At 55.6% G+C, this 16,264-nt stretch carries 17 protein-coding genes and 3 tRNA genes; 10 read left to right on the forward strand and 10 right to left on the reverse strand.

Annotation, left to right across the window (positions count from 1 at the left end):
• Positions 1 to 267: 267 nt before the first annotated feature.
• The 8 genes from rplA to AAAH10_RS05480 form a co-directional block, all read right to left on the reverse strand.
• Positions 268 to 966, reverse strand: a complete 699-nt coding sequence (gene rplA / locus AAAH10_RS05445; protein WP_343561376.1) for a 50S ribosomal protein L1 — start codon at positions 964 to 966, stop codon at positions 268 to 270.
• A 5-nt stretch (positions 967 to 971) separates the two neighbouring features.
• The gene (gene rplK, locus AAAH10_RS05450) at positions 972 to 1,400 is read right to left on the reverse strand and encodes a 50S ribosomal protein L11 (RefSeq protein ID WP_343561380.1); all 429 of its coding nucleotides are present in this window, start codon (positions 1,398 to 1,400) and stop codon (positions 972 to 974) included.
• Between the two features lie 197 nt (positions 1,401 to 1,597).
• Positions 1,598 to 2,131: a transcription termination/antitermination protein NusG gene (nusG, locus tag AAAH10_RS05455; protein WP_343561382.1), complete on the reverse strand. Its 534-nt coding sequence runs from the start codon at positions 2,129 to 2,131 to the stop codon at positions 1,598 to 1,600.
• 4 nt (positions 2,132 to 2,135) lie between these two features.
• Positions 2,136 to 2,333, reverse strand: a complete 198-nt coding sequence (gene secE / locus AAAH10_RS05460) for a preprotein translocase subunit SecE (RefSeq protein ID WP_343561384.1) — start codon at positions 2,331 to 2,333, stop codon at positions 2,136 to 2,138.
• Positions 2,334 to 2,515: 182 nt separating this feature from the next.
• Positions 2,516 to 2,591, reverse strand: a tRNA-Trp gene (locus AAAH10_RS05465).
• A gap of 202 nt (positions 2,592 to 2,793) precedes the next feature.
• The gene (gene tuf, locus AAAH10_RS05470; RefSeq protein ID WP_343561386.1) at positions 2,794 to 3,984 is read right to left on the reverse strand and encodes an elongation factor Tu; all 1,191 of its coding nucleotides are present in this window, start codon (positions 3,982 to 3,984) and stop codon (positions 2,794 to 2,796) included.
• A gap of 103 nt (positions 3,985 to 4,087) precedes the next feature.
• A tRNA-Gly gene (locus tag AAAH10_RS05475) sits at positions 4,088 to 4,161 on the reverse strand.
• A 59-nt stretch (positions 4,162 to 4,220) separates the two neighbouring features.
• Positions 4,221 to 4,305, reverse strand: a tRNA-Tyr gene (locus tag AAAH10_RS05480).
• A 335-nt stretch (positions 4,306 to 4,640) separates the two neighbouring features.
• Here AAAH10_RS05480 and rlmB point away from each other — a divergent pair.
• Positions 4,641 to 5,498, forward strand: a complete 858-nt coding sequence (rlmB, locus tag AAAH10_RS05485; protein WP_343561387.1) for a 23S rRNA (guanosine(2251)-2'-O)-methyltransferase RlmB — start codon at positions 4,641 to 4,643, stop codon at positions 5,496 to 5,498.
• Between the two features lie 74 nt (positions 5,499 to 5,572).
• Here rlmB and AAAH10_RS05490 read toward each other — a convergent pair whose 3' ends face one another.
• Positions 5,573 to 6,049: a DUF302 domain-containing protein gene (locus AAAH10_RS05490; protein WP_343561388.1), complete on the reverse strand. Its 477-nt coding sequence runs from the start codon at positions 6,047 to 6,049 to the stop codon at positions 5,573 to 5,575.
• 95 nt (positions 6,050 to 6,144) lie between these two features.
• Positions 6,145 to 6,732 carry a cupin domain-containing protein gene (locus AAAH10_RS05495; RefSeq protein WP_343561389.1) on the reverse strand — a complete coding sequence of 196 codons (588 nt, stop codon included), beginning with the start codon at positions 6,730 to 6,732 and terminating at the stop codon, positions 6,145 to 6,147.
• A 286-nt stretch (positions 6,733 to 7,018) separates the two neighbouring features.
• On the opposite strand from AAAH10_RS05495, the gene aptA reads away from it, so the two are divergent.
• From aptA to AAAH10_RS05540, 9 genes are all read left to right on the forward strand, one after another.
• Complete coding sequence (gene aptA / locus AAAH10_RS05500; RefSeq protein ID WP_343561391.1) at positions 7,019 to 8,377, forward strand: omega-aminotransferase AptA; 1,359 nt, start codon at positions 7,019 to 7,021, stop codon at positions 8,375 to 8,377.
• Between the two features lie 192 nt (positions 8,378 to 8,569).
• A complete protein-coding gene (gene ald / locus AAAH10_RS05505; RefSeq protein WP_343561393.1) occupies positions 8,570 to 9,688 on the forward strand; it encodes an alanine dehydrogenase in 1,119 nt (372 codons plus the stop codon).
• Positions 9,689 to 9,909: 221 nt separating this feature from the next.
• Positions 9,910 to 11,250, forward strand: a complete 1,341-nt coding sequence (locus AAAH10_RS05510; RefSeq protein WP_343561395.1) for a flavin monoamine oxidase family protein — start codon at positions 9,910 to 9,912, stop codon at positions 11,248 to 11,250.
• A gap of 163 nt (positions 11,251 to 11,413) precedes the next feature.
• Complete coding sequence (locus AAAH10_RS05515) at positions 11,414 to 11,584, forward strand: periplasmic nitrate reductase, NapE protein (RefSeq protein WP_343561397.1); 171 nt, start codon at positions 11,414 to 11,416, stop codon at positions 11,582 to 11,584.
• Positions 11,585 to 11,603: 19 nt separating this feature from the next.
• The gene (gene napF, locus AAAH10_RS05520) at positions 11,604 to 12,158 is read left to right on the forward strand and encodes a ferredoxin-type protein NapF (RefSeq protein WP_343561399.1); all 555 of its coding nucleotides are present in this window, start codon (positions 11,604 to 11,606) and stop codon (positions 12,156 to 12,158) included.
• Positions 12,151 to 12,510 carry a chaperone NapD gene (locus AAAH10_RS05525; protein WP_343561401.1) on the forward strand — a complete coding sequence of 120 codons (360 nt, stop codon included), beginning with the start codon at positions 12,151 to 12,153 and terminating at the stop codon, positions 12,508 to 12,510. Before napF ends, AAAH10_RS05525 begins: the two co-directional genes overlap by 8 nt.
• 30 nt (positions 12,511 to 12,540) lie before the next feature.
• On the forward strand, positions 12,541 to 15,036 hold the full coding sequence (napA, locus tag AAAH10_RS05530; protein WP_343562470.1) for a nitrate reductase catalytic subunit NapA: 2,496 nt from the start codon (positions 12,541 to 12,543) through the stop codon (positions 15,034 to 15,036).
• Between the two features lie 8 nt (positions 15,037 to 15,044).
• Positions 15,045 to 15,536, forward strand: a complete 492-nt coding sequence (locus AAAH10_RS05535; RefSeq protein WP_343561403.1) for a nitrate reductase cytochrome c-type subunit — start codon at positions 15,045 to 15,047, stop codon at positions 15,534 to 15,536.
• A gap of 15 nt (positions 15,537 to 15,551) precedes the next feature.
• Positions 15,552 to 16,139, forward strand: coding sequence for a NapC/NirT family cytochrome c (locus AAAH10_RS05540; protein WP_343561405.1), 588 nt, complete (start codon positions 15,552 to 15,554; stop codon positions 16,137 to 16,139).
• The last annotated feature ends 125 nt before the right edge of the window (positions 16,140 to 16,264 follow it).

Raw genomic sequence — 16,264 nt, forward strand, 5'->3', positions numbered from 1 at the left:
AAAGTTCGGTTCGCCTGTCCTGATAGGAAAGTTCAAGCCCGATTACCCTCGCGGGTATCAAAAAACTCAAGTCTTCCCGTCTATGATGGCTCTTGAAAAGAATTAAGCCTCAATCCGGAAAATCCAGACCGAAACACCAACAGTCTTGGACAGGTTTGCACCCCGACAAAAGATTATGAAAATCAAAAGCCAACAGGTGCGACAACGGCGGACGACGAATCGTCCGCCGGAGGTCTCTTACAACAAAACAGGAACCGAGTACAGTCCTTATTCTGCAGAAAAGGAAGAAACATCAAGTTTCACGCCCGGGCCCATTGTAGAGGACAGAGCGATACGCTTGACGTAAGTGCCTTTGGCGCCGGTTGGCTTCGCCTTGTTGATTGCATCAACGAAAGCCTTCACGTTGTCCAGCAGTTTGCCTTCCTCGAAAGACAGCTTGCCGATACCGGCGTGAACGATACCGGCCTTTTCGGCACGGAATTCAACCTGACCAGCCTTGACAGCCTCGATGGCGCCCTTGACGTCAGGAGTAACAGTACCGAGTTTCGGGTTTGGCATCAGGCCACGTGGACCCAGAACCTTGCCGAGACGACCGACAACAGCCATCATGTCAGGAGTAGCAATCACACGATCGAAATCGAGGTTGCCGCCCTGGATGGATTCCATCAGGTCTTCAGCACCAACAACATCCGCACCGGCAGCTTTCGCTTCTTCAGCTTTCGCATCGCGAGCAAAAACAGCAACGCGGACAGTCTTGCCTGTGCCGTGTGGCAGAGCCACAACGCCACGAACGATCTGGTCAGCGTGACGCGGGTCAACACCGAGGTTCATGGAGATTTCGAAAGTCTCGTCAAACTTGGCGCTTGCACGATCCTTTACCATCTTCACAGCTTCATCAACGGAGTACAGAGCGTTGCGGTCGATTTCCGCGTAAGCCCCAGTCATGCGCTTAGATTTTTTCGCCATAACGCTTAACCTTTCACTTCCAGACCCATGGAGCGAGCAGTGCCCGCAATCATTTGTGCAGCAGCGTCAACGTCATAGGCGTTGAGGTCAGCCATTTTGGATTCCGCGATCTCACGAACCTGGTCCATTGTCACAGAACCAACGAAACCCTTACCTGGTGTCTGGCTGCCCTTTGGAAGCTTTGCAGCTTTCTTCAGGAAGTAAGACGCAGGAGGTGTCTTGGTTACGAATGTGAAGGAACGGTCGGAATAGGCTGTAATAACAACAGGAATCGGAGTGTTCTTTTCCATTTCCTGTGTCGCGGCGTTGAACGCCTTACAGAATTCCATGATGTTCAGACCGCGCTGACCCAGCGCAGGACCTACAGGTGGCGACGGGTTCGCAGCACCGGCAGGAATTTCGAGCTTGATGTAGCCCTCAATTTTCTTTGCCATTTGTATACCCTTTAAAAAAGTTGGGCTGCGGTCTGGCCATGGCAGACCTACCGCAGAAGAAAGACGGGAAAATCCCGGCTCGAACTGCAGGACCTTTCACGCACGCGCAAAAAGCCCGCAAGCAGCGAGCGGCCGCACAATGCGACCGCTCACAGAAAAAAGCAAGAGAAATATGCGAAGGACTCGAAAAAGAGTCCTTACTGTTTCTCGACCTGGGCGTATTCCAGCTCGACCGGTGTGGAACGGCCAAAGATGGAGACCGCCACCTTCAGGCGGCTGTGAACCTCGTCAACCTCTTCAACAACACCATTGAAAGAGGCAAAGGGCCCATCGCTGACACGAACAGTCTCGCCGACCTCAAAGGTCACAGCAGCCTTCGGACGCTCGACGCCTTCCTGAACCTGCTGGAGAATACGGTCAGCCTCTCTCTGGGAAATCGGCAGAGGACGCCCCTGCCCGCCAAGGAAGTCCGTAACCTTCGGCGTATCCTTCACAAGGTGCCAGGTGTCGTCTGTCATCTGCATACGGACCAGAACATAACCCGGGAAGAACTTGCGTTCGCTGTTGATCTTCTTGCCACCGCGGACCTCGACAACCTCTTCGGTTGGAACCAGGATTTCCTCAAAGGCTTCTTCCATGCCTTTTTTGGCAGCCTGTTCGCGAATGGATTCAGCGACCTTCTTCTCGAAACCGGAGTGTACGTTGATCACATACCAGCGCATTTTGGACATGATATCAGGCTCCCAGACCAAGAATAGCTTCGACCCCGACAGACAGCAGCTGGTCGACGAGGAAGAAGAACGTTGCAATAAATGTAACCATCACGAAAACCATCGCTGTTGTCACGAGGGTTTCCTTGCGTGTGGGCCATGTTACCTTTGCCAGCTCCTGACGGACTTCCCGCACAAACTGACCTGGATTGGTTTTTGCCATTCTTCGCCTTCAATTCTATCTAAGCGGACGCCAGATGCCGCGCAGCCGGTGGTCCCTACCATTCGATTTCGGAACAGACTATATCGCCAGCGCACCACCCTGCAAAGCCCCTTGTCAGGCAAAGGGCGAAATTTGATGCCGTCCGGATAAAACAAAGCCCAGCAAAACTGCTGGGCCGCGTTTGGCAGGAGAAGAGGGACTCGAACCCACAACCCCCGGTTTTGGAGACCGGTGCTCTACCAATTGAGCTATTCTCCTCCAGTGCAGAGTTCAGCGACTGAAAAAGAGAGGCAATTGTTTTTGCTTTCTTTTTTTCGTCCGCTTTCCCTGTGGACGAGGGGTTATTAGCAAACCCCCAACCCGCAGGCAATGCCTAATTTCAAGAAAGAATAACTTTTTGGGATTCTTTTCTCAAATCAGGCAATGAGGCCCGTCACTGAGACAGGCCTCACCTCATCGATTACTTGCTGATGTCGCCAACGACGCCGGCACCAACAGTACGACCACCTTCACGGATCGCGAAACGTAGACCCTTGTCCATGGCGATCGGAGCGATCAGCTCAACGTTGATCTTCACGTTGTCGCCAGGCATGACCATTTCAGTGCCTTCTTCCAGAGTAACAACACCGGTTACGTCTGTGGTACGGAAGTAGAACTGTGGACGGTAGTTGCCGAAGAATGGTGTGTGACGACCACCCTCTTCCTTCGTCAGGATGTAGCACTCAGCAGAGAAGTGTGTGTGCGGTGTGATGGAACCCGGCTTCGCCAGAACCTGACCACGCTCAACGTCTTCACGGCCAACACCACGCAGAAGAGCACCGATGTTGTCGCCAGCCTGGCCCTGGTCCAGAAGCTTGCGGAACATTTCAACACCTGTACAGGTGGTTTTCTGAGTGTCACGGATACCAACGATCTCGATTTCCTCACCAACCTTCACGATACCGGTCTCAACACGGCCGGTCACAACTGTACCGCGACCGGAAATGGAGAACACGTCCTCGATCGGCATCAGGAAGTCCTGGTCAACAGGACGATCCGGTGTCGGGATGTACTCGTCAACAGCAGCCATCAGCTCGAGGATCTTCTCGGAACCGATGTTCGCATCACGGCCTTCCATCGCAGCAAGGGCAGAACCCGCTACAATCGGAATATCGTCGCCAGGGAAGTCGTAGTCGGACAGCAGCTCGCGGATTTCCATTTCAACCAGCTCGAGCAGCTCTTCGTCATCAACCTGGTCAACCTTGTTCAGGAAAACAACCAGAGCAGGAACACCAACCTGACGTGCAAGCAGGATGTGCTCACGGGTCTGTGGCATGGGGCCATCAGCCGCGTTCACAACCAGAATCGCACCATCCATCTGGGCTGCACCGGTGATCATGTTCTTCACGTAGTCAGCGTGACCAGGACAGTCAACGTGAGCATAGTGACGGTTGTCTGTCTCGTACTCAACGTGAGCTGTGGAAATCGTGATACCACGTGCACGCTCTTCAGGCGCCTTGTCGATGTCCTCGAACTTCGTGCCTTCCTTACCCTGGGTCTCAGCCAGCACCTTCGTGATAGCTGCAGTCAGTGTTGTCTTACCGTGGTCAACGTGACCAATGGTGCCTACGTTACAGTGCGGTTTCGTCCGCTCAAACTTTTCCTTAGCCATGATCGCCTCTTACAGCTTCGGCAGACAACTCTGCCGCCAGATCACCTGGAGCCTAATAAACAAAAAAAGCCCGCAACCAGACAATTGCGAGCCTTACGAATTATGGAGCGGGTGGCGGGAATCGAACCCGCATAACTAGCTTGGAAGGCTAGGGCTTTACCACTAAGCTACACCCGCACTAACGTTGCCGCGAAATTTCGATAACCCCGTTGCATCAACCTTCTTGCTGCAGCGGATGGTGGAGGGAGTTGGATTCGAACCAACGTAGGCATAGCCAGCGGATTTACAGTCCGCCCCCTTTAGCCACTCGGGCATCCCTCCATCGAGGTCCGCAGAGCAAAACGTTACAGTGCGATTAACTAAGAGACTGATAAAGCAGAAAGAATTTCGATCTGTTTGTCAGCCCCGCTGGCCTTCCGCCCTGCGACGCTGTTCGCCAATATCGACATTTTTTCCGCGCTGTCAACGCCCTGAGAAGAGAAAATTTATCCGAATCCTGTTTTTTTTCAAGAAATAAGGTTTTTCCATCGTTTCAGCAGGAGTAAAGAGAGCCTCAAGAGATCAACACGAAAGAGAATCGCTCAGGGAATCGCAGGAGAATCTGCTAATCTTTCAAAGGCGTCCTCTTTTAAAGACGGCAACAAGGAGGAGCAGGCATGGCCCGCCCCAAGCGTTTTAAAAAATCCGGCAACAAGAATCGCTCCGGACGTTCGGAAGGTTCAGCCAATCGCGAACACTGGCTCTTTGGCGTGCATGCTGTTCTGTCTGCCATGCAGAACCCGAAGCGGATTATCCAGCGCATCATCATTACAGACGAAGCGGCCAGCCACCACGAGGACACCATCAACATGGTGCTGGAATATTCCGAGCTGGACCTGCCCGGCATGGAGCGCATGAGCCGTGATGACATCTCGGCCCTGCTGCCCGAAGGTGTCGTTCACCAGGGAATCGCAGCCCTCGTCTCTCCGCTGGAGGAAACCTATCTGGAAGATGTCGTCAGCGAGATCGAACTGGAAGACCGTGCCCGCAACAAGGCTGGTGATGACGGGGAAGGCCGCACAGTCGTGCTCGTCCTTGACCAGGTTACCGATCCCCACAACGTCGGCGCGATCCTGCGTTCTGCTGCCGCTTTCAATGCGCGCGCCGTGATCACTACAGACCGCAAGGCCGCCCCGCCAACAGGAACACTGGCCAAGACAGCCTCCGGCGCGCTGGAGGTCGTTCCCTATGTTGGCGTCCCGAACCTTGTACGCGGTATCGAGCAACTCAAGCGCGCCGGTTTCTGGGTCTATGGCCTGGCTGGTGAAGGCGAAAAGAACCTTTCGGACGCCCTCCCCGCGCACGGCAAGATCGCCCTGATCATGGGCGCGGAAGGCTCCGGCCTGCGCCGTCTGACCCGCGAACACTGTGACATGCTGGTCAAGCTGCCAACATCCGAAGTCTTCAGCGTCCTGAACGTCTCTGCCGCAGCCGCCGTTGCCCTTTATGAAACAGCACGCGGTGCCGATACATAATCAGTTTGGTCCGTGACAGAAAAAAGGCCGGGAAACACCCCGGCCTTTTTTTGCATCCCGTCAGCCTGCAGAGCCTATCGGACAGCCCCTCTGGCAATGTCACTGAAAACAATGTCCAGCTCCCTGGCCATGACATCCAGCTGTTCGGACCCATAGGGCGCAAAAACAGCAGAGGGCTTGCGATAGGTCAGCGTTGCAGTGCCATCCGCCTCCTCTGTCAGATAGAAGCGGACAGGAGCTTCGATCCCCGCAGGCACAGATGCCTCCAGCATGCGCAACGCATAGTCATTGCGGAACACGCCAACAACCATGTTGCCCGGAATGGTAATACCGCGCCCGCGCGCTCCGGCACTCGCACTGGCCCGCGTGACCAGCAGCATGTTCTCCGCCCTGATGGAAGCACGCAGATCCTCAACCAGCTGTTTGAAAGTCTTTTCCGTTTCAAGCACGACCATCCCGTCACCGGGATAGCCCTGATCTGCATGCGCAGGAACTACGGCAAGAGACCACGCGGCAGCCAGCGCCAAAAGATACAGACGTAACAGTTTCATTTCTCCCCCTCGAACAAACCCATCCGGTTTTCGTGTCAGACAGGAATTTATACCCCGCCCGGCAAGGAGCCTCCCATCACATTTGCGTGGTTCCCTCAGAAACTTGGTGGAGTGGTGGCGGAGACAATTTCCACGACGTCCTCGCCAACATTGCGCCAGCGGTGCGGAATACGGCTGTCGAAATAGAAGGCATCGCCCGCGTGAAGCACCTTGCGCTGGTCCCCGACAGTCACCTCGATCGAGCCCCGGATCACAACACCGGCCTCGACTGATTCATGGCGCAGGAGTGTCTCACCGGTATCCGCACCGGGCTGGAGATGCTCGTGCAGAATCTGCAACTCCTTGCCCCTGAGATCCTTCCCGAGCTGCTTGTAGGAAATCTGCCCGGACCCGATCTCTGTCAGCTCCTCGGAACGGAAGAATACCTTTTCGCGCGTCACCAGCTCTTCCGAAAAGAAATCCGAGACCGAAACCGGTATCCCTGCCAGAACCTTTTTGAGAACGCCGACAGAAGGGCTGCTCTTGTTTTGCTCGATCAGCGAGATCACGGCATTGGAGACCCCGGCCCTCTTTGCAAGTTCCCGCTGGGACAATCCCGCCATGAAACGGAGCGCCTTGAGGCGCGCCCCCAGGTCAAAATCGTCCTCTTCCAGCTCCATTACGGGCAGATTCTCATGGCTCATAACGTCGGGTTTCCTCAAAAAAAGTCGAAAAAATCCAAAAAAGATTCACTGTTCTGTAAACACCAAAGCTCTTGCAATCAGTAGAAAGTCAAAAGAGGCGTTTAGAATACTTAACAGACTAAACATTTTGCGCGTCCGAGTGCCAGAGAAAAGCCCCTTCCGTCAATTTTAATTATCAGATAGTGTCTTTTTTGAGAGTTCCTGAGGCGGCCGCCAATTCAACTCTCGAAACAGCATGCATGACATGAACGAATAACAACAAAAAGTCCCTGAACAGGAGGTCTTCATGAAGCCCATTAGCGAGAGCCTTGATCAAGTTCTGCAAACCACACCGAACAACCTTGATTCGCACTGGATGCCCTTTACCTACAACCGCCATTTCAAAAGCGATCCGGTACTGTTTTCCTCTGCCCAAGGCATGTATTACACCACAACAGATGGCCGCAAGGTCATGGATGGCTCCTCTGGCCTGTGGTGCTGTAACGTCGGTCACTGCCAGCCACGCATCACAGAAGCTGTCACAAAAGCCATCAGCACGCTGGATTACGCCCCGCCTTTCCAGGTCGGCAACCCGATTGCCTTTGAGCTCGCCAACCGCATCACCGGTATGCTGGACGGCTTCGAGCAGGTTTTCTTTGCCAACTCCGGTTCCGAGGCCGCTGATACAGCCCTGAAGATTGCCCTCGCCTATCACCGTGCCAGAGGCGAAGGCCACCGCACCCGCCTGATCGGTCGTGAGCGCGGCTATCACGGTGTCGGCTTCGGCGGCATCTCCGTCGGCGGCATGGTCAAGAACCGCAATGTCTTTGGTTCCATGCTCACAGGTGTGGATCACCTCTGCCACACCCACAATCCGGAACACAATGCCTTCAGCAAGGGTCAGCCCGAGTGGGGTGCACACCTCGCCGATGATCTGGAACGCATCTGCGCCCTGCACGATCCTTCCACAATTGCTGCCGTCATCGTTGAGCCCATGGCCGGCTCCACTGGTGTCCTCGTTCCGCCAAAGGGTTATCTGGAACGCCTGCGCGCCATCTGTGACAAATACGGCATCCTGCTGATCTTTGATGAGGTGATCACCGGTTTCGGTCGAACTGGCGAGAGCTTTGCCACCAAGACCTTTGGCGTGAAGCCGGACATGATCACCTGTGCGAAGGGCCTGACCAGCGGGACCATTCCAATGTCTGCCGTCATCTGTCGTGGCGGCATCTATGATGCCTTCATTGATGCGGCAAACAAGGATGACAGCAGCTCCATCGAGCTGTTCCACGGCTACACCTACTCTGCACACCCGGTTGCTGCTGCTGCTGCGATGGCAACTCTGGACCTCTATCTGGAGGAAGGACTTTTTGAACGTGCAAAGGCCCTTTCCCCGAAACTTGAAGAGGCGGTCCACAGCCTGAAGGGCACCAAACACGTGATCGATATCCGGAACATGGGTCTCGTCGGTGCCATTGAGCTGGAAAGCCGTCCGGGAGCTCCGGGCGCGCGTGCCTATGAAGTCTTCCGCAAATGTATCGACAAGGGTCTTCTGATCCGCGTCTCCGGCGATGTCATTGCCCTGTCACCGCCCTTTATTATTTCCGAGGCCGAAATCGATCAGATGGTCGAGACACTCCAGGGTGTCCTGAACGAACTCGACTAAGCCTCCTTTCGGGGCTCAGGACAGCTTTTCTTCCTGTGCCACTGGTAGATCAAAACCAGGGTTGATCAAAACCAGATTTCACTTCTGTCCGGCTGCTCCCTCTCGGGGGCAGCATGGGCAGACTCAACTCAAATCCAGCCCGGCGGTTGCCCTCCAGCCCCGGGTTCACTTGATAACATCAGGACCAAAGAAATGCTGATTGGTGTTCCAAAAGAAATCAAAAACCACGAATATCGCGTGGGTCTGATCCCGTCTTCCGTACGCGAACTGATCCACCACGGTCACCAGGTGGTTGTCGAGACCAATGCGGGTGCCGGCATCGGTTTTTCCGACGCGGACTACAAGGCTGTTGGTGCCAGCATTGCTGCGACACCTTCCGAAATCTTCGCCTCTGCCGACATGATCGTGAAGGTGAAGGAACCACAGGAAAGCGAATACACACAACTGCGCGAAGGCCAGTTGCTCTTTACCTATCTGCACCTTGCACCCGACGCGCCACAAACACACGGCCTGCTGAAATCCGGCTGCGTGGCCATTGCCTACGAGACGGTCACAGACAACAACGGCGGTCTGCCCCTGCTGCGCCCCATGTCCGAGGTTGCCGGCCGTATTTCCGTTCACGTTGGCGCAAACGCCCTGCACAAGGCGCACGGCGGAGCCGGTGTCCTGCTCGGTGGCGTTCCGGGTGTTGCACCGGGCAAGGTTGTGATTATCGGGGGCGGTGTTTCCGGCACACATGCCGCGCGCATGGCCATGGGTCTGGAAGCAGAGGTCACTGTTCTTGACCGCTCCACCAAACGTCTGGACGAACTGAACACTCTCTATGGCAACAAGATGAAAGCCATCTACTCCACACAGGAAGCCATCGAGAAATACGTTTCCGATGCTGATCTGGTCATCGGTGCCGTTCTGGTTCCCGGAGCCTCCGCACCGAAGCTGGTGACCCGTGAACTGATCAACAAAATGCGCCCCGGTTCCGTACTGGTCGACATTGCCATTGACCAGGGTGGCTGCTTTGAAACCTCCAAAGCCACCACACACCAGGACCCGACCTATGACGTTGACGGCATCGTCCACTACTGCGTGGCCAACATGCCGGGTGCTGTCGCGCGCACCTCGACCATCGCGCTGAACAACGCCACACTGCCCTATGCAATTGCATTGGCGAACAAGGGCTACAAACAGGCCGTTGCAGATGACAAGCATCTGCGCGAAGGCCTGAACACAGCCTTTGGCAAGGTGACCTGTGCTCCTGTGGCTGAAGCCCACGATCTGGAGTACGTCACACCTGAGGAAGCACTCGGCCTCTAGGAGGTTGTGCTCTCTTATTTCCTCAACTCGAAGCCCCGCAAATCCGCGGGGCTTTTTTTCTCTGCCCGGTCTTTCAAGACAGGCGCGACTGTCAGTCTGGAGCAGGGATCCGATATCTGTTAACAGTATTCCCTCACAAAAAACACCTCCCTTTCCTTAGAACACCATGCCCTTTCAACCGGCAGGCAATTCCCCGATAAGGAACAACAAGGTTCAGACAAATGACCACGACCCGACGCAGCGCCCTGAAAATCATGATATCGGCTTTTCTGACATCACTCGCTTTCGGACAAAAGGCACAGGCTCTTTCAGGAACCAGGGTCGTGGTTATCGGTGCGGGCATTGCAGGTTTGGGCGCAGCACAGCAGTTGAAAGCCAGCGGAGCCGAGGTCATAGTTCTGGAAGCCGGGCATTCCATTGGGGGCCGTATCAGAACAGATCATTCCCTTGGTGCGCCCTTTGAATATGGCGCAGGCTGGATACATGGACCTTCATCGGAAAACCCCATCCAGCAACTGGTCAGGGAAACCGGAACCCCGACCTTTGTCACGGATGATGACAGCCTGGAAATTTTCAAGCAGAACGGGGCTCCTCTGGAAGCAGAAGGATATGAACAGCTTGATGACCTGTACAATCAACTCCAGAAGGCACTCTATTTTCACCTCAACAGCCAGAGTGATCACAGCCTGATCGAGGCCGTCAGGGATCATGCCCCTGATATTGCAAACACTCCGCTGGGGCGCTGGATGCTGACCGCCTACACAGAATTCGACATTGGTGCAGCCGCCGAGGACGTTTCCGCAGCAAACAGTCACGCAGACGAAGTCTTCGAGGGAGAAGATGTGATCCTGACAGAAGGCTATGACAGCATCCTTGCTCCACTGGCCCGGGGACTGGACATCCGGCTGAACAGTCCCGTCTCCCGTGTTTCCTGGAATGACCGGGGTATCACCGTTGACACTCTTTCAGCAGACTACGCCATCTGCACGGCACCACTGGGGGTCCTCAAAGCCGACACCATCACCTTTGAACCCCGACTCCCGCAAGAGATGCAGCAAGCCATTGCCGAGCTGGGTTTTGGCTCTGTCACCAAAATTGCCCTGAAATTCAGGGAACCGTTCTGGGATCCATCCACACAGTATTTCGGCATCCAGACAGAACCCGGGGGCCGCTGGCCCTACTGGCTTAATTACCGCACCTTCAGTGACGAAAACATTCTGCTCGGCCTCTCTTTCGGGAAATATGCCCCTCTCGCCGATTCCATGACAAGAGATGAAATGACAGCAGATGCCCTTGCTGTTCTCGAAACCGTCTGGGGAAAGGCCGTCACCAGCCCGGAGGCTGTCCTGACAACACACTGGTCAGAATATCCGCATTTCCTCGGAGCCTATTCCTACCCCCAGAAAGGAGGATCGACCGGACAGTTCGATGTCTTTGCCACCCCCGTCGGGAACAGACTGTTCATGGCCGGGGAACACACGATTTTTGCCTATCACAGCACCACTCACGGAGCACTCATGTCCGGAAGACGGGCTGCCCGGGCGATTGAAGACCTTCACTGAAACGAAACACAATCGTCACCCCAACGGCCAATGCGAAGCCCCGCAGTTCTGCGGGGCTTTTTTTGTGTGAAGAAACAGCACTGATCCACATCAATGCCCACAAGGAAATTGTGCGTTAGAAGTTTTCATACATCAGGAGAACAAGGACATCAGGAGAGTTAAGATGTCTCAATACGATTTTGAAATGGAAGAAGTCAGATCAAAAAGCAGCGAACGAACAGCTGTGATCTTTCTGGCCCTTATTCTTTTCCCGCTTCTGGCCGTGATCGGCATTGGTGGTTATGGCTTTCTGATCTGGATGAGCCAAATCATCTTTGGCCCGCCGACAGTCTGAACTGTCAAAGGCAAAGGCCATGGAAAAGCAACTCTCCAGACGCGCTTTCTTTCGGGGAGGATGGGCAAAACCCCTGCCGGATTTCCTGCCCCCCTGGACGACATCAGAGCGCATTGCCAGGGACTGCAGCGGTTGCGGTGAATGCGTACGCGCCTGCCCGCAATCCATCCTCTATCTCACCGCGCAAAACGGATCCGGCAAGGCCGGCCTGAAGCCGGGAATTGAGGAATGCACCTTTTGCGAAGCCTGTGCCGAAGCCTGCCCCGAAGAAGGGATTTACCAGACAGACAAGGCCCCCTGGTCACTTGTTGCCACCATCAACGATGCCTGCCTGTTGAAAGCCGCCATCGACTGTCGTCTCTGCACAGATATCTGTGAACCGCGCGCCCTGCAGTTTGATCTGCGCATCCGCCCGGTCGGAGCCGTCAGCGTGGACACAGAGCTTTGCAACGGCTGTGGCGCCTGTCTGACCACTTGCGCAAACAGCGCCATCCTCCTGTCAGAGAAGCCAGCACCGCGCCATCCCCAACAGGACAGCGCCGCATCATCAAGGGAACCACACGCCCATGCGTAATGCCGAACAAATCATCGCCGCTCAAAGAGATCACGACGAATGGCACATTGCCAGTCTGGTTCTGAGCACAACACCGCAACAGAAGGAAAGCATAAAGAAGAAACTCCAGGACTTTCCCAATCTGGAAGTCCAGCCAGACTTCGAAGGCCCGACGCAGGACCACAAGATCATTCTGGTCGCAGAAGCAAAAAGCGAAGGCGCGCTGGCCGATCTGCTTTCACAGCTTCAGTCACTGGAAGGCGTGGTCACCGCCAATCTGATTTTCCATCAGAGCGAAAGCAGCGATCTGGATGAAATTCTGACCATTCAGCCGCAGTGCGATGCGTCACCCCTTCAACACCAACAACAATAGCAACGTCATCACGCGGGAGATCGCAAAATGATGAAACTTACACGTCGAGAGATGATCAAGGCCCAGGCAGCCGCTGCTGCCGCCACAGCCGCAGGACTGACCATTCCTGCCGAAGCTTCCAACCTGATTACGGAAGCAGACAAAACCAGCCTGAAATGGTCCAAGGCTCCCTGCCGTTTCTGCGGTACGGGCTGCTCCATCATGGTGGCCACCAAAAACGACCGCGTGGTCGCAACACATGGCGATGCAAAAGCCGAGGTCAACCGCGGCCTGAACTGCGTCAAGGGTTACTTCCTGTCCAAGATCATGTATGGAGAGGACCGCCTCACGCAGCCTCTGCTGCGCAAAACCAACGGCGTTTATGACAAGAACGGCCAGTTCGAGCCGGTTTCCTGGGACGAGGCCTTCGATGTCATGGCCGAAAAGTTCAAGAAGGTTCTCAAGGAAAAGGGGCCGACTGCCGTCGGCATGTTCGGCTCCGGCCAGTGGACCGTCTGGGAAGGCTATGCGGCCTCCAAGCTGTACAAGGCCGGTTTCCGTTCCAACAACATCGATCCCAACGCCCGCCACTGCATGGCCTCTGCCGTGGGCGCCTTTATCCGTACCTTCGGCATTGACGAACCCATGGGCTGCTATGACGACTTTGAAAACGCGGATGCCTTCTTCCTCTGGGGCTCCAACATGGCCGAGATGCACCCGGTGCTCTGGACCCGCCTGACGGACCGTCGTCTTTCCGCACCGCATGTGAAGGTCGGCGTTCTGTCCACCTATGAACACCGCAGCTTTGATCTGGCAGACATCCCGATGGTCTTCGTTCCGCAGACAGACCTGATCATCGCCAATGCCCTTGCCAACTACATCATCCAGAACGGCAAGGTAAACAGGGATTTCGTCAGCAAGCACATCAACTTCCGCCTGGGCAACCAGGACATCGGCTATGGCCTGCGTCCGGAGCACCCCCTGCAAAAGGCGGCAACCAACGCGGACAAGGCTGGCGGCTCCAAGGAAATCTCCTTTGAGGAATACGCAGAGTTTGTCTCCGACTACACACTCGAAGACGCTGCCGAAGCCTCCGGCGTTCCCCTGAACCGTCTGCAGGAAATGGCCGAGATCTATGCCGATCCTGACAAGAAGGTCATGTCCCTGTGGACCATGGGTGCAAACCAGCACACACGTGGTGTCTGGTGCAACCAGCTGATCTACAACCTTCACCTGCTCACCGGCAAGATTTCCCAGCCGGGCAACGGCCCCTTCTCCCTGACCGGTCAGCCCTCTGCCTGCGGCACAGCCCGTGAAGTGGGAACCTTTGCACACCGCCTGCCTGCCGACATGGTGGTCAAGAACCCCGAACACCGTGCCATTGCAGAGAAAATCTGGAACCTTCCGGAAGGCACCATCCCCGGCAAACCCGGCTACCACGCTGTTCTGCAGTGCCGGAAGCTGAAAGACGGTGAACTGAACGCCTACTGGATACAGGTCACCAACAACCTGCAGGCCGGCCCGAACATCATGGAGGAAATCCTCCCCGGCTATCGCAATCCGGACAACTTCATCGTCGTATCCGACCCCTACCCGACCGTCACCGCGCAGGCAGCGGATCTGGTTCTGCCAACCGCAATGTGGGTCGAAAAGGAAGGCGCCTACGGCAACGCAGAACGCCGGACCCAGTTCTGGCACCAGCTGGTCAGTGCACCGGGTGAGGCCAAATCCGACCTGTGGCAGACAGTTGAATTCTCCAAACGCTTCAAGGTCGAGGACGTCTGGCCCGAAGAACTGCTGGCCAGGAAACCGGAGCACCGTGGCAAAACCCTCTATGAAGTGCTCTATGCCCACGACGACATCACAAAATACCCGCTCTCCGATATCGAGGACGGTTACGCCAACCACGAGGCGGAAGACTTCGGCTTCTACATCCAGAAAGGCCTGTTCGAGGAATACGCCTCCTTTGGCCGTGGTCACGCACACGATCTTGCAGACTTCGACACCTATCACAGGGAGCGCGGCCTGCGCTGGCCTGTTGTGGATGGCAAGGAAACCCAGTGGCGTTTCCGCGAAGGCTCCGACCCTTACGTGAAGGAAGGAAACGGTTTCGAGTTCTACGGCCACAAGGACGGCAAGGCCCGTATCTTTGCCCTGCCATTCGAACCGGCGGCGGAAGTTCCGGACGCGGAGTACGACTTCTGGCTCTGTACAGGCCGTGTGATCGAACACTGGCACACCGGCTCCATGACACAGCGCGTTCCCGAGCTCTACAAGGCTGTTCCGAACGCCCTGTGCTACATGCACCCCGAAGACGCGAAGGCAAAGGGCCTGCGCCGCGGTTCGGAAATCCGCATCTCCTCCCGCCGGGGGTCCATTCTGACCCGCGTGGAAACCAGAGGACGCAACAAACCACCGAAAGGCCTGGTCTTTGTTCCCTTCTTTGATGCCAGCCAGTTGATCAACAAGGTCACTCTGGATGCAACAGACCCGATTTCCAAACAGACCGACTTCAAGAAATGTGCGGTCAAAATCGAAGCAGTATGAGGTGTACCATGTCCAACCGTTACACACCCTTGAAAGCAGCAACAGCCGCTGTGGCTCTTGGCCTGATGACTTTCTGCGCATCTGCTTTGGCACAGGATGTCACAATCAGCGATCCCCACAACATCGCCAACCTGCGCGGCGGACCTCTGGTCGAAACCCCCGACGCACCGGCGATCAACAAGGTGGTCAACAGCGACAAGCGCCAGGTCCGGAACTATCCGGACCAGCCGCCTGTCATTCCCCACAAGATTGACGGCTATCAGATCGACCTGAATGCCAACAAGTGCATGACCTGTCACAGCCGCACAGCCGTCGGGGAATCACAGGCTCCGATGATCTCTGTCACACACTTTGCCGACCGGGATGGCCAGTTCCTCGCGACCGTTTCTCCGCGCCGATACTTCTGCACGCAGTGTCACGTTTCACAGGATGATACCCCGCCGCTGATCCAGAACACTTTCAAGGACGTCGACAGTGTTTTGAAAAGCGGAAGCGAATAACCGCGGGAGGTCACAATGAAAAATCTCTTCAAGAAATTCTGGCACGTTATACGGACACCTTCCGTGCATTACAGCCTGGGCTTTCTGACCATTTGCGGCTTCCTGGCAGGCGTGATGTTCTGGGGTGGCTTCAACACCGCCCTGGAAGTCACCAACACGGAAAGCTTCTGCATCTCCTGCCACGAGATGAGAAACACCGTTTACGAGGAACTGCAGACCACAATCCACTATTCAAACCGCTCCGGCGTCCGGGCCACCTGCCCGGACTGTCACGTCCCCCACAACTGGACCGACAAGGTTGCACGCAAGATCCAGGCCTCCAAGGAAGTCTATGGCAAGATCTTCGGGACCATCGACACACCGGAGAAGTTTGAAGCCAAACGTCTGGAACTGGCCCAGCACGAATGGTCCCGCTTCAAGGCCAATGACTCCCTGGAATGCAGAAACTGTCACCAGCCTGATTCCATGGACATCACCCGCCAGAGCAAAAGGGCAGCCGATGCGCACCAGTCTTTCCTCTTTACCGGGGAAAAGACCTGTATCGACTGCCACAAGGGCATCGCCCACAAGCTGCCGGATATCGGCACCGCACTGGCTGACTGAAAACAGCCCGGCCTACATCTCTCCAACTCGAAGCCCCGCAAATCCGCGGGGCTTTTTTTAGCTGCAACGAGACTGATCCAGATCAATGCGCGTGTATTGAAACAAAAAGATACTACCATAAGGAC

The organism is Carbonatibacter coralli (assembly GCF_039592655.1).
GTDB classification, from domain to species: Bacteria; Pseudomonadota; Alphaproteobacteria; order Kiloniellales; family Kiloniellaceae; genus Carbonatibacter; species Carbonatibacter coralli.